Origin of the sequence: Parasphingorhabdus sp., from assembly GCF_048267785.1 — a bacterium.
GTDB lineage: Bacteria > Pseudomonadota > Alphaproteobacteria > Sphingomonadales > Sphingomonadaceae > Parasphingorhabdus.
Genome location: NZ_JBLWWU010000020.1, coordinates 1 through 12,671, shown reverse-complemented (window position 1 = coordinate 12,671; position 12,671 = coordinate 1). Strand labels below are relative to the sequence as shown.

The window sequence follows — 12,671 nt, the reverse complement described above, 5'->3', positions numbered from 1 at the left end:
CCGGTTAACGAAATGGGGCGAAAAATGTTCAGTAAATATCCTTCGAGCCCAATATGGGCCGGTAAACTCATCCTTTTCCTGCGCTTTGCCGGGATTGCGGCGGCAAGCATTGTAATTTCAGTGCCGGCCTCCGCACAGTTTTCGGATAGCTATAATTTTCTGAAATCCGTCAAGGACCGTGATGGCGAGGAAGCGACCAAATTTCTCAGCCGGCCAGGATCGGTGATCGTCAATACGCGCGATCATTCCACCGGACAGACTGCTCTGCATATCGTGGTGGAACGACGCGACAATACGTGGCTCGCTTTCCTGCTGCAAAAAGGTGCCAATCCCAACCTTGCGGACAAGGAAGGCAATACACCGCTCATGCTGGCGACCCAGCTCAGATTCGTGGATGGCGCGAGAACCCTGTTGGCGAAAAAGGCGAAAGTGGATGAAACAAACAAACAGGGCGAAACCGCACTGATACTGGCGGTTCATATGCGTGATACGGAGCTGGTCCGGCTGCTTCTCAAAAATGGTGCGGACCCGGACCGCACCGATACGCTCGCGGGAAAGTCGGCGCGTGACTATGCGACGCAGGATCGTCGAACGGCGGCGATTCTGGCCGAAATCGAAAAAGCCGATGCCACCAAAAAACCGGAACCCGAGGGACGATTTTTCGGACCAGAAGGTTAATAGCTGCTTGGCTCCTGTGGGCTCGACGCGGGGCTTATCCAGCCATCAGAAATCGCTGCTCGCCGCATGGCACGGCGGGCCAGCCGCATGGTTTCGGTCTTGCGCCGTGCCGGAGCGAGCGCTTTGGTCGCGGCGGGACGTACCATTTCCGCATCATAAGCATCCGCAATGATCAGACCTGTGCGTTCGGGCATGAATTCTGCGCCATCGACCGGCGAAGCGTCAAAGCCGATCGGCAAGGCCCAGTAAAACCGGTCACAATAGTCTAGATACTCCGTCCATTTGCTGTCGCCTAACAGGTCGCTCCGGGCCACCTTGATCTCGACAATGACGATCTGCCCCTTGGCATCAATCCCCATCAGGTCAGCCCTTCGCCTGTTTCGCAAACTGACTTCGGGCAATACCAAAATATCATGTCTCAGAAACATCCGCGCAACACCGCGGGCAACCGCCTGTGCTCCGTTCAGTTCACCGGACGCCATCAATAGGTCGAGAGAATCGTCGATTATCGTCATGGAATCAGGCTAGAACATAAAAAGAACAAAATAAAGGCCCCCGTGAGGGAGCCTTTATGAATTTGATATGTGCGGATCGCCTAGCGATAGAAGATATGATTGTCGATTGTCGCCATGCGTTTGAGGCGCCACCCTGGAGAAACATAACGGGCGTGAAAGAAAAGCGCGCCTTCGACGGAGCTTTTCCAGCCATCATTCATGGCAATTTTGGCAATCGCTACCGCATTGCGCCAGTGTCGGCCGCCGGTTTTGATCGGAGGCATTTTACCGCCGCGAACAAAGGAAAACTGGCTGCGCTGAAAAACGACACCGCAGATGCTATCCGGAAAACGGGAAGAAGCGGCACGCGCGAGCACGACGCGGGCAACGGCGAGCTGACCTTGCAGGGATTCGCCTTTGGATTCAAAATAAACGGTCCCGGCAAGACATTGCATTTCGGGATCAAGCGCACCATCAACCGATTGCTGGCGCACAAGCTGGCGCAGGGATAGCGCACCATCATTGATAAAATCGGAGTCACCGTCGAAATTGACTTCAGCTTCGCCGTTGGCAATCTTGTCTGCCTCGACAACATCTTGGGGAATTTCAGCAACGATTTCCTGTTGCTCGCCAAATATGATGTCTTTGCTCGATTCATCCTCTTGTAAAAGAGCCGGATCGACGAAAATTTCGGATTCGGGAGTCTCATCGGTTGCTTCCAACGCGAAGGACACGTCGGTAACGGACAATGCCGCGACCGTAGTAAGAGCAAGCGACAAGGCGCTTGCGGCACGAAAAATTTTGCTCATAAACCTGTTTTTTTATGCGGTGAGACCAGAGCGATTCATGACTTTCCGCCATTGACGCCAAAAACAGACCCGAAATTCAAAGCGTGGATCTGTTTCTGTTCCCCCCGACTGCGTGTTTACCGCCTGTCGTTCCCGACAAACTTAACGGCAACCTGCGCATCAAAGTTGAGCGCCAAATATGTTTCTGGACGATAAAGTCAAGTTTACTGACCCATTTGGGCGATGAGCCGTTCCGCATCCGGGATGTCTAGTTCAATTAACCATATATCGGGGTCAAATCGAAATCTTTGGGCTATATAATCAGTTAATTTCTTATTATTATCAGTACCTTGTGGCCATATCTGCTGCCAGTTCGACGAGCCGTCAAGCGACGGCATACTCTCCAGAAGCTTAGGGTTTTCGCCCTTTTCTACGCATTGAATCAGGACTGATCCGGATATCCGGTCGCCTTTTTTCAGCACCGCACCAAATCCACCATTTTGATTCACGAGTCGAAGAAGGGTATTGACCTTCATTTCCGCAGAAAGTCGCGGTTCAATCATCTTTTTTATAGCCAGGAAGTGATGCTAGCGGAATATGCGAACGCATGAAGGTACCGGTGCCTCGGGCTATTTCGTCACCATCGCAATCGACCAGTCGTGCATCGGCCACAAACACCCGCCGTTTACCGCTAACCCAGCGGCCCTCGGCTATGACCGGTCCGTTCTTGAGCGGTTTGGTGAAGAGCAGGTTGAAGGCGGTGGTCAGGATGAAGCGGTCGGACACCAGACTATTGGAGGCATAAAAGGCGGCGTCGTCGAGCATCTTGAAATAAGCGGTCCCGTGTACGGCTCCGGCTGCGTGATAATATCGTTCATCGACGTCGAAAAATATCTTTGCCTTGCCCGCTTCCTCGATTTCCAGACGTGAATTGAACAGCCGGTTGATCGGCGCTTCGGCATAAAGCCGTTCCAGGGCGCGAAAATGTCCTTGTGCGCCGCCGCTTTCCAAATCAGTTTCAGGCTTGTCCGTCATAACGAATATCAGGCAGCCCGCCGCTCGCGCTGTTTGCTCAACAGAGCATATAGAGCGTCCTGACCAGAGGCACCGCGGAGCTTCGCAACCATATTGTCATCCCGTAAGAAACGGGAAATCTCGGCCAAGGCCTGCAAATGCTCGACTCCGCCTTTTGCCGGAGAGAGCAGCGCGAATATCAACCCGACCGGCTTTCCGTCTTGCGAATCGAACGCTACCGGTTCGGAAAGGCGGAGGAAAACACCTACGCAACGGTCAAGATCGTCCAATTTCGTATGCGGTATGGCAATTTCTCTTCCGAATCCGGTTGAACCCAGGGCTTCACGAGCTGCCAAGCCAGCGCGCACCGTTTCTGCATCAAGTTGATAGCATTCCTGCGCGATCGTGCCGATCGTGCGCAAAATTTCATCCTTGCCACCATCACCAGGGCAATCCCGGACGGCAGCGATATTCAGTCTAACGGACATGATCGTCATCATTCATTCCTTTTGTCCCGGCAATATTCGCGTAAATCCGCGAAAATTCCGGACTTTGGAAACCAGTGTGCTTTTGGGCCAGTCGACAGAAATGTCCAATTATCTGCCCGTGGACGACAGGGCCGCCCTATTAGCTATGCGGCTCCACCCATCCAATTGTACCATCGGGGCGGCGATAGACCATATTATGGGTACCAGTGCCAGAGTTTTTGAACAATAGCGCGCTGGTATTGCGCAAATCCATCATCATCACCGCGTTCGACACGCTGGCTTCAGGAATATCGGTGCTGGTTTCGGCAATGATCGGAGGGCTGTCACCATTCACTTCGCTCTCGTCGTCCTCGTCCACCGATTCAAACACCCGGTAGGCCGCTTCTTCCTGTTTCGCGGCATATTGCGCCTGGACATGATGGTCGTTGAGCCTACGCATGTAGCGCCTCAGCTGTTTTTCGATCTTGTCAGCGGCATTGTCAAAAGCCTGATGGGCGTCTCCCGCTTCAGCATCAGACTTCAAGGTCAATCCCTGCATCACATGAGTCACGATATCGCATTTGAACTGGGCGTGGGGCGCTTTACTGACGGTGACATTGGCCGAAATAGCCTTGGCAAAATATTTGCTGGCAATCGCGTTCATTCGATCCTCGGCATGGGTTTGCAGCGCATCACCGGTGTCGACCTGATGTCCCGAAACACGAACTTCCATAATATTCTCCTTTTCATTCTGCATCGCTACACAATTGACGATACTGTTTTGTCTCTTAAACCTCTGTCCAAAGAGGGTTTTTAATGCCCTCGATAAATAGCTTGTGCCGCTCCAACTCCTCGGCGGTCGCGCGATGTTCACGCGCCGCCATAAACGGCCTGCGTTCCACGCTCTGTGATCTGGGTTGCATCTGTGCCGAGTCTTTTCGCCGCTTGTCCTCCTCCGCCAGACCCAGACCGATTTGGCGGCCACCGGTCAATTCAATATAAAGCTGGGTCAGCAATTCCGCATCAAGCAAAGCGCCATGCTTCACCCGATGGCTGCGATCGATACCATAGCGCGAACATAAGGCATCAAGCGACAGTTTGGCACCAGGGTGCTTGGATTTCGCAATCGCCAGCGTGTCCACCATGCGAAAACGGGAAATTTCCTTGTATCCACACAGAAGCAGTTCGGCGTTGAGAAAATTAAAATCAAATTGTGCGTTATGGGCGACGAGTTTCGCGTCCCCGAGAAAATCCAGAAGTTCCTCAGCCCCCTCTGCGAACAGCTTTTTGTCGGACAGAAATACATCCGACAATCCGTGCACATTTTCGGCGGCCTTAGGCATCGCCCGTTCAGGATTATAATAGCAGTGGAATGTCTGGCCGGTTTCGACCCGGTCGATCATTTCAATACAACCGATTTCCACCATCCGGTCACCATTTTGTGGATCAAAGCCGGTGGTTTCAGTATCGAAAATTATTTCCCGCATATACTCAATATCGGACCGAACCTTGGGTTACGCAAGAGATGCTTTCAATTTTTGGACAAGTTTTTGGACCTGCCGACGTGTTTCGGCATGGGGCAGGGACGTATCGATCACGGAATCCGCTCTTTTCCGCTTTTCCGCATCCGGAATTTGAAGGGCCTTAATCTGTTCGAACCGCTCTTCGGTCATGCCCGGTCGAGCCAGAACACGGGCGCGCTGATCCTTATCACCGGCCGATACCACAACAATATGGTCGACCCCCTCGCCCCCGGATTTTTCGAATAATAGCGGAATATCGAACAGGATCATCGGCCGATCCTGATGCTTTTCGATAAATGCCAGTCGCATTTCCCCGACCGCAGGGTGAATCAGCCTTTCCAGCTGCTGCAACGCCGACGGATCGCCGAGCACCGCTGCTCCCAGTTTCTGACGGTCCACACCCTCGCTAGTCGTGCTTCCCGGAAACAGGGCTTCGATCGCATCGACCAGAGCACCGCCTGGCCCCTGTAGGTGATGGACCGCAGCATCCGCATCGAACAAGGGAACGCCTTCGTCGACAAACATTTGGGCCACCGTCGACTTTCCCATCCCGATCGAGCCCGTTAGTCCGATAATATAGGGTCGTTCGCGTGCCATCATGCAATCAACAGCTTTCTGAGCTCGATATCATCTTCCATCGGCGGGGTGGCGCCAAAAAACAGTTCAAAGGCAAGCGCCGCCTGACCGATTAACATATCGAGACCATCAACCACGGCCAGATCGTGCCGCTTGGCCGCTTTCAAAAGACCAGTCTCCAGCGGGGCATAGACGAGATCATATACCAGCGCATTGCTAGGCAAAGGACCAAGGTCCAACTCTAGCGGTTCCTTGCCCGTCATGCCGAGCGGACTGGCGTTAATCAGAAGATCAGCCTCCGGTAACCGCGCGTCCATCGGGAGTACGCCACCCTTCAAAGACGATTGCATCAGCAAGCCGCTCGCTTTCAGACCGCTACGCGCGACAAAGGTAACTTCCCCGATCCCTACTTGTTTCAGGGCAAACAGGACCGCGCGGGCCGCACCTCCCGCCCCGATGATAACAGCATGTTTTCCCGACCAGTCAGTGTCGGCAATCGGGGCCATGAAACCGGCCGCGTCGGTATTTGTACCGATGAGACTATTGTCGGCCTGGCGCACGATGGTATTCATCGCTCCGATATTGTCACGAACGCCGCCCGGATCGCTGACCAGATCCATAATCACTATTTTATGCGGCAAGGTCACATTGCAGCCCCGCCAGTCCGGATCGGCGCTACGCTGCCCGATATAATCGACCAGTTCAGCAGGTGCGACATGACAGGCGCGATAATCTGCCTCGATTCCGAGCCGGTCGAGCCAGAATTTGTGGATCAGCGGAGACTTGCTCTGTTTGATCGGATCACCGATGACTTCGGCGTAGGGAAGAGATGTGGTCATGACGTCAAAATACCCCGAATTCGAAGATAGTCCAGAAGATGCAATAACGGCAGGCCCATGATCGTGAATTGGCTACCGCTGATAGCCGAAAAAAGCTGAACACCCCTGCCCTCTATCTCGTAGCAACCGACACAGTGACGAATATTATCCCATTCGGATTCCACATAATGTTCGATGAAAGCATCGCTCAGCGAGCGGACGGAAAGCGTTGCAATATCAATATGACGCCATACCGCTATTCCCTGTTCGGCAATCACGGCGGCGCTGAACAGCTTGTGCTTCCGGCCGGACAGCAATTTCAGATGGGCGATGGCATCGGCAGGATTGGACGGCTTGTCGAGCATCCTGCCGTCTTCCAGCGCCAGAACCTGATCCGCTCCCAATACCATCCCGTCACCGATCCGCTGTGACAGCCGGACGGCCTTGGCTTCGGCGAGTGCATCGGCAAGATTGCGGGCGGTAACGCCTTCGCTCTTCAGCCCTTCTTTAAGGGCATCCTCGTCAACATTGGGCGCGATGGCCTCGACCCTGACGCCGGCAGCGGTCAGCATCGCACGCCGAGCCTGGCTTTTTGATGCCAGTATCAAGGGTATATCATTCACTGACAGGAGCCTTCACGCTGTCTCCAGCGGCTATATGCCGCTCGTTGTAGAGATTGATGATCGCCGCGGCCGATTCCTCGATCGATCGGCGCGTCACATCGATCATCGGCCAACCATTATCAGCAAACATCCGGCGGGCATATTGGGTTTCGGCCTTGACCTTCTCTTCATTGACATAATCGGTTTCGGGTGCCTGATTCAGTGACAACAAGCGGTTGCGCCTGACCTGCACCAGCCGCGAAGCACCGGTGATCAGACCTACAATCAGCGGATTCTTCAGATGAAATAGCGCATCAGGCGGAGGCGATTCCGGGACGATCGGAATATTGGCGGTCTTGAACCCACGATTGGCAAGATAAATGGATGTCGGTGTTTTTGAGGTTCGGGAAACGCCGGCCAGCACGATATCGGCCGCTTCCCAATTCTCCCAGCCGACACCGTCATCATGGGCGATGGTAAACTGGATTGCTTCAACCCGGGCAAAATAGGCTGCGTCCAATATATGCTGTCGACCTGGTCGCGCTTTGGCTTCCTGTCCCAACATATTGGACAAAGCATCGGTTACGGTATCAAGGGCCGGGACCGACGGTAGTCCCAGATGCCGGCATTCGCGTTCAAGCTTGGCCCTGATATCGCGGTTGACGATGGTGAATATGACCAGCCCGGGATTATCCGCTACTTCGGTCAATATCCGGTTGAGATGTTTCTCGGAACGGACCATCGGCCAGAAATGCTTGATAATCTCTACACCGTCGAACTGCGCAAGCGCCGCCTTGGCGATATTTTCCAGTGTCTCGCCGGTGGAATCCGATAGCAGATGAAGATGGAGCCTGTTCATGGTTTAAGCTTTGTGATTTCACGGTGGATAAAGCAAGGGATGAAGTCGGGGATAAATATCCCCTCTATATCTATCCCCGAATCCCGCAAATCTATCCACAGTGGACCAACATTGACAAATTCCATCCACAATCTGTGGATAGCGGGGATCAAAATTTGGAATCGGTTAAATTTTCATTAAGACCCGCCTGTCAATCTGTTTGTATTTGCGGCGCTGGCGGGTTACCGCCTTTTCCACGCTCTATCATCAACAACAATTTAATATAAATACTTAGATAATAATAATGGATGACCGTCTTCATATGCCGAACGGAACTGACTCCCAGAAAATTCTCCTCAAGACATTGCTCGGCAAGAAGACCGATCAAACGCCGGTCTGGCTCATGCGTCAGGCAGGCCGCTATTTGCCGGAATATCGCGAATTGCGCGCGCAAAAAGGCGGGTTTCTTGAACTTTGCTATGATCCGGAAGCGGCCGCGGAAGTGACGTTGCAACCGATCAAGCGTTTTGGCTTTGACGGTGCGATCCTGTTTTCAGACATATTGATCGTTCCCCATGCGATGGGTCAGAAACTGTGGTTTGAGAAGGGAGAAGGACCCCGGCTGGCACCAAGGCTGGTCGATGCCGCTTTGTCGTCTCTAGAGGGTGCTCCCGAGCATTTTGAAGCTATTTACGCCACCGTGCGCCGGGTCGCCGAACGGCTCGACGACCAAACAACCTTCATGGGCTTCGCCGGAAGTCCATGGACCGTCGCGACCTATATGGTTCACGGACAGGGCAGCAAGGATCAGGGTGTCGCCCGGCGCTATGCCTATCAGGATGAAGCGGCCTTTTCCGAACTGATCGACGCAATCATCAGGAATACCGTTGAATATCTGCTCGGCCAGATCGAGGCCGGCGTTGATGCGGTGCAACTGTTCGACAGCTGGGCCGGTTCGCTGTCCCCCATGCAATTTGAAAAATGGGTGATCGCGCCCAATGCCGAAATCATATCGCGACTGAAAGCGGTTCATCCCGATCTGCCGATTATCGGTTTTCCCAAGGGCGCCGGAGCGAAACTGGTCGCCTATGCGAATGAAACGGGTGCCAGCGCGATTGGTCTTGATGAAACGGTGGATCCTATCTGGGCCCATGAAAATATGCCAGCCGGTTTGCCGCTGCAAGGCAATCTCGATCCGCTGGCCCTGATTGCCGGCGGCGAAGCGCTTGAAAAATCGACGCGCCAGATCATGCAAGTCTTTGAAGATCGGCCGCATATTTTCAATCTCGGCCACGGGATTTTACCCGACACGCCCATTGAACATGTCGAAAATCTGCTTACACTTGTGAGGCAATGAATGAAATTCTCTCCATGCTCTATCTCTGGTTGAAAGCGGCCCATCTCATTTTCGTGATTTTCTGGATGGCGGGGCTGTTCATGATGCCGCGTTTCTTTGTCTATCATCAGGAAACCGCGGTCGGTTCGGAAGAAGATGGAAAATGGATCGAGCGCGAGGGCAAGCTCCGCAAGATCATTCTCAATCCGTCCCTGATCATCGTTTGGGTGGTCGGATTGGCGCTTGCCTATAATATCGGCGCGTTCAGCCAGGGCTGGTTTAACGCCAAATTGTTGATGGTGCTGGCGCTATCCGGCTATCATGGCTGGATGATTGCCTATTCCAAAAAACTGGCGCGCGGGGAACGGACGATGAGCGATAAAAGACTGCGTCTGGTCAATGAAGTGCCCGGTATCGCGGCGGCAATCATCGTGATATTGGTGATTATCAAACCGTTTTGATTCCCATTAGTTGACACTCAAATAACAAAGGCGTAAATATACGCCAAAGCCCGTCCGGGCCAAATTTTCATGTACATCGAATTTCGAAGTCAGCGAACAGCTGCTCACATGTAAAACATATTATGATTTCCCAAAATTATCTGGATAAAATTCCATGCATTTAAAAGAATTAAAAGAAAAGTCGCCCGCGGATCTCGTTTCGATGGCTGAAAAACTGGGCGTCGAGGGTGCCTCCACGTTGCGCAAGCAGGATCTGATGTTCGCTATTCTGAAAGAACTTGCGGATCAGAATGAACAGATCATGGGTGTTGGCACAATCGAAGTGCTGCCCGACGGATTCGGCTTTTTGCGTTCACCCGAAGCCAATTATCTCGCCGGTCCCGATGATATTTATGTCTCTCCCAACCAGGTCCGCAAATTTGGTCTGCGCACCGGCGACACGGTGGAAGGCGAAATCCGCGCACCCCGCGATGGCGAGCGTTATTTTGCGCTGACGAAGCTGACCTCGATCAATTTCGACGATCCGGACGCGGTCCGTCACCGGGTCAATTTCGACAATCTGACCCCGCTCTATCCGGATGAGAAGCTCAAGCTCGACAGTCTCGATCCGACGGAAAAAGACAAGTCCGCCCGGGTGATCGACATTATCTCCCCGCAGGGCAAGGGCCAGCGCGCCCTGATCGTGGCACCGCCACGGACCGGTAAAACCGTTCTGCTGCAGAATATCGCCAAGGCGATCACCGACAATCATCCGGAGGTCTATCTGCTGGTATTGCTGATCGACGAACGGCCGGAAGAAGTGACCGACATGCAGCGTTCGGTGAAGGGCGAAGTCATCAGTTCGACCTTTGACGAGCCAGCCACCCGTCACGTTCAGGTTGCCGAAATGGTGATCGAAAAGGCCAAGCGTCTGGTCGAGCACAAGCATGATGTTGTCATCCTGCTCGACTCCATCACCCGTCTCGGCCGTGCCTATAACACCGTCGTTCCCAGCTCCGGCAAGGTGCTGACCGGTGGTGTGGACGCCAATGCCCTGCAGCGCCCGAAACGCTTTTTCGGTGCGGCGCGGAATATCGAGGAAGGCGGTTCGCTGTCGATTATCGCGACCGCATTGATCGATACCGGCAGCCGGATGGACGAAGTGATCTTCGAAGAATTCAAGGGTACCGGCAACTCGGAAATCGTGCTCGACCGCAAGGTGGCCGACAAGCGTATCTTCCCGGCGCTGGATGTTGGCAAATCCGGTACGAGGAAGGAAGAATTGCTGGTCGAGGACGAGAAGCTCAAGAAAATGTGGGTCCTTCGCCGAATTCTCATGCAGATGGGCACGATCGACGCGATGGAATTCCTGCTCGACAAGATGAAGGATTCAAAATCCAACGACGATTTCTTCGACAGCATGAACCAGTAAAAATTCCGGTTTGCCCCGGTGATACTGGAACATGCCATATTGCAGGTTCGGCCGGGGCAATCGGAGAGTTTTGAAGCGGCGATGGCAAATGCCAGACCGCTTGTAGCCCGGCAACCGGGTTTTCAGTCTATCGAAATACGGCCGTCATCGGATGATCCTACCCGCTATTTGTTGTTGATAATTTGGGACAGGATTGAATCACATCGGGAACGATTTCGACAGTCAGACGATTATCAACAATGGCGCAGCTTGCTTCACCAATTCTATGACCCTATGCCGGTCGTTAACTATTACGGACCTTCTATTTTCCATGATTGAACTTCTCCCCTTTTTATCCGCTGTCGCGACCGGCCTTGGTTCTGTTTCAGATATATGGGCGGCGATTGTCCATGATTTCTCCAATATCGGATCGCCGGCAGCGCTGGCGGCCTTCGGGCAGGTGGTGCTGATCGATCTGGTGTTTGCTGCAGACAACGCCATCGTTGTCGGCGCATTGGCTGGCGGCTTGCCAGCAGAACAGCGGCGCAAGGTGATTCTCATCGGTATTGCCGCCGCGCTGATATTGCGCATCCTGTTTGCGCTCATCGTGGTGCAGCTGTTGCAGATCGTCGGTCTGGTGCTGGCTGGCGGCTTGTTGCTGCTCTGGGTCGGCTGGAGTTTTTACCGCGAGATTTTCCACGAAGGTGAATCTCCGGGATCGGAAGAGATTGAAGGCGACGAACGTAGCGGCGTAAAAGCGCAGAGAAGCTTCTGGGCGGCGGTATGGGCGGTAACCGCTGCTGACGTGTCGATGAGCCTCGACAATGTCCTTGGCGTCGCCGGTGCGGCGCGCGAACATCCCGGTATCCTGGTCATCGGCCTGTTGCTGTCGGTCGCATTGATGGGTCTTGCAGCCAATGTCATCGCCAAATATATCGAGCGTTATAAATGGATTGCCTATCTAGGGCTGGCGGTCATCGTCTATGTCGCCGGCAATATGATCTATTCCGGACTGGTGGGTGACGAGCAGACGATAGGTGTGCTGACGCTGTTCTGATAGTGAAAAGGCCGAGATCGCTCCCAGCCTTTCCTTTTAGATTTTGCGGGTATATATCCTACTAGCTCGTTTGGAGCGTCTTGACCGGTGTTACACTGGTTGTGCCTTTCACGAGATTGATCGCATGATTGCAGTCGGTCTCGTTCCAATAAGATTCGCCTGATGCGATTATCTCGTGATTGGCAGCTTTGAGGCGCCAACGCCACTGGCCGTTGGACTTGTATTTTTCAAAGTACATAACATTTCCTCCTTTCTAGTCCTTAATGGACCGCACATTTTTTGGCACAAGGTGTGGTATGCCGCAATAGAGAAGACAACTATATTTAGTTTATGAGGAGGAAATTTGCCATATTGTTAGGATTTTTACTATTCATCAATTATAGTTCTGAGCATGACTATTATTAAAACAGAGTTTTCGGCGAAGGAAGCGGTGGTCATTTGTGGGTTTAATTCAGTCTATATGTTGGATTATCTGCAAAGAACGGGAGTTTTTATTCCTCGGAAGAAAAAGGGGACGAGACGCGGCAAAGGGCGGCGCTACGAGTTCCGGGACCTGTTGGTCTTAAAGGCAATCAAGAAATTGCTCGATTCAGGAGCGTCGGTTTCAAATCTGAAGAGGTCGCTTGAGC

At 53.1% G+C, this 12,671-nt stretch carries 19 protein-coding genes; 7 read left to right on the top strand and 12 right to left on the bottom strand.

The window, feature by feature from the left end; translation table 11 throughout:
• The first annotated feature begins 24 nt into the window (after window positions 1-24).
• On the top strand, window positions 25-678 hold the full coding sequence (locus ACN0VD_RS14475; RefSeq protein ID WP_417595486.1) for an ankyrin repeat domain-containing protein: 654 nt from the start codon (window positions 25-27) through the stop codon (window positions 676-678).
• On the opposite strand, the gene ACN0VD_RS14470 is transcribed toward ACN0VD_RS14475, so the two are convergent.
• The 11 genes from ACN0VD_RS14470 to ACN0VD_RS14420 all read right to left on the bottom strand — a co-directional run bounded on the left by ACN0VD_RS14470 (window position 675) and on the right by ACN0VD_RS14420 (window position 7,819).
• Window positions 675-1,193 carry an MmcB family DNA repair protein gene (locus ACN0VD_RS14470; RefSeq protein WP_417595484.1) on the bottom strand — a complete coding sequence of 173 codons (519 nt, stop codon included), beginning with the start codon at window positions 1,191-1,193 and terminating at the stop codon, window positions 675-677. The two genes, ACN0VD_RS14475 and ACN0VD_RS14470, sit on opposite strands and share 4 nt — an antisense overlap.
• 80 nt (window positions 1,194-1,273) lie before the next feature.
• The gene (locus ACN0VD_RS14465) at window positions 1,274-1,981 is read right to left on the bottom strand and encodes a cell wall hydrolase (RefSeq protein ID WP_417595482.1); all 708 of its coding nucleotides are present in this window, start codon (window positions 1,979-1,981) and stop codon (window positions 1,274-1,276) included.
• Window positions 1,982-2,184: 203 nt separating this feature from the next.
• Window positions 2,185-2,523 carry a DUF1491 family protein gene (locus tag ACN0VD_RS14460; RefSeq protein WP_417595480.1) on the bottom strand — a complete coding sequence of 113 codons (339 nt, stop codon included), beginning with the start codon at window positions 2,521-2,523 and terminating at the stop codon, window positions 2,185-2,187.
• The gene (locus tag ACN0VD_RS14455) at window positions 2,516-2,995 is read right to left on the bottom strand and encodes a PaaI family thioesterase (protein WP_417595478.1); all 480 of its coding nucleotides are present in this window, start codon (window positions 2,993-2,995) and stop codon (window positions 2,516-2,518) included. Before ACN0VD_RS14455 ends, ACN0VD_RS14460 begins: the two co-directional genes overlap by 8 nt.
• Before the next feature lie 8 nt (window positions 2,996-3,003).
• Entirely contained in the window at window positions 3,004-3,462 is a 459-nt protein-coding gene (locus ACN0VD_RS14450) for a PTS sugar transporter subunit IIA (RefSeq protein ID WP_417595476.1), read from the bottom strand.
• 139 nt (window positions 3,463-3,601) lie between these two features.
• Window positions 3,602-4,174: a ribosome hibernation-promoting factor, HPF/YfiA family gene (gene hpf / locus ACN0VD_RS14445; RefSeq protein ID WP_417595474.1), complete on the bottom strand. Its 573-nt coding sequence runs from the start codon at window positions 4,172-4,174 to the stop codon at window positions 3,602-3,604.
• A 55-nt stretch (window positions 4,175-4,229) separates the two neighbouring features.
• The gene (gene dnaQ / locus ACN0VD_RS14440) at window positions 4,230-4,928 is read right to left on the bottom strand and encodes a DNA polymerase III subunit epsilon (protein ID WP_417595472.1); all 699 of its coding nucleotides are present in this window, start codon (window positions 4,926-4,928) and stop codon (window positions 4,230-4,232) included.
• Between the two features lie 27 nt (window positions 4,929-4,955).
• On the bottom strand, window positions 4,956-5,561 hold the full coding sequence (gene coaE, locus ACN0VD_RS14435; RefSeq protein ID WP_417595595.1) for a dephospho-CoA kinase: 606 nt from the start codon (window positions 5,559-5,561) through the stop codon (window positions 4,956-4,958).
• On the bottom strand, window positions 5,561-6,379 hold the full coding sequence (locus tag ACN0VD_RS14430; RefSeq protein WP_417595470.1) for a shikimate dehydrogenase family protein: 819 nt from the start codon (window positions 6,377-6,379) through the stop codon (window positions 5,561-5,563). Before ACN0VD_RS14430 ends, coaE begins: the two co-directional genes overlap by 1 nt.
• Complete coding sequence (locus ACN0VD_RS14425) at window positions 6,376-6,972, bottom strand: Maf family protein (protein WP_417595593.1); 597 nt, start codon at window positions 6,970-6,972, stop codon at window positions 6,376-6,378. Before ACN0VD_RS14425 ends, ACN0VD_RS14430 begins: the two co-directional genes overlap by 4 nt.
• A 1-nt stretch (window position 6,973) precedes the next feature.
• The gene (locus ACN0VD_RS14420) at window positions 6,974-7,819 is read right to left on the bottom strand and encodes a pyruvate, water dikinase regulatory protein (protein ID WP_417595468.1); all 846 of its coding nucleotides are present in this window, start codon (window positions 7,817-7,819) and stop codon (window positions 6,974-6,976) included.
• 301 nt (window positions 7,820-8,120) lie between these two features.
• On the opposite strand from ACN0VD_RS14420, the gene hemE reads away from it, so the two are divergent.
• From hemE to ACN0VD_RS14395, 5 genes are all read left to right on the top strand, one after another.
• Window positions 8,121-9,155 carry a uroporphyrinogen decarboxylase gene (hemE, locus tag ACN0VD_RS14415; protein ID WP_417595466.1) on the top strand — a complete coding sequence of 345 codons (1,035 nt, stop codon included), beginning with the start codon at window positions 8,121-8,123 and terminating at the stop codon, window positions 9,153-9,155.
• Window positions 9,152-9,595 carry a CopD family protein gene (locus ACN0VD_RS14410; RefSeq protein WP_417595464.1) on the top strand — a complete coding sequence of 148 codons (444 nt, stop codon included), beginning with the start codon at window positions 9,152-9,154 and terminating at the stop codon, window positions 9,593-9,595. The genes hemE and ACN0VD_RS14410 overlap by 4 nt, the downstream gene beginning before the upstream one ends.
• A gap of 154 nt (window positions 9,596-9,749) precedes the next feature.
• Window positions 9,750-11,006 carry a transcription termination factor Rho gene (rho, locus tag ACN0VD_RS14405; RefSeq protein WP_417595462.1) on the top strand — a complete coding sequence of 419 codons (1,257 nt, stop codon included), beginning with the start codon at window positions 9,750-9,752 and terminating at the stop codon, window positions 11,004-11,006.
• Between the two features lie 18 nt (window positions 11,007-11,024).
• Window positions 11,025-11,324, top strand: coding sequence for an antibiotic biosynthesis monooxygenase family protein (locus ACN0VD_RS14400; protein ID WP_417595460.1), 300 nt, complete (start codon window positions 11,025-11,027; stop codon window positions 11,322-11,324).
• On the top strand, window positions 11,317-12,042 hold the full coding sequence (locus tag ACN0VD_RS14395; RefSeq protein ID WP_417595458.1) for a YjbE family putative metal transport protein: 726 nt from the start codon (window positions 11,317-11,319) through the stop codon (window positions 12,040-12,042). Before ACN0VD_RS14400 ends, ACN0VD_RS14395 begins: the two co-directional genes overlap by 8 nt.
• A gap of 61 nt (window positions 12,043-12,103) precedes the next feature.
• Here the strand turns inward: ACN0VD_RS14395 and ACN0VD_RS14390 are convergent, their stop codons facing one another.
• Window positions 12,104-12,280 carry a YegP family protein gene (locus ACN0VD_RS14390; protein ID WP_417595456.1) on the bottom strand — a complete coding sequence of 59 codons (177 nt, stop codon included), beginning with the start codon at window positions 12,278-12,280 and terminating at the stop codon, window positions 12,104-12,106.
• Window positions 12,281-12,433: 153 nt separating this feature from the next.
• On the opposite strand from ACN0VD_RS14390, the gene ACN0VD_RS14385 reads away from it, so the two are divergent.
• The coding region (locus tag ACN0VD_RS14385; RefSeq protein ID WP_417595454.1) for a MerR family transcriptional regulator at window positions 12,434-12,671 on the top strand (238 nt) is incomplete at its 3' end.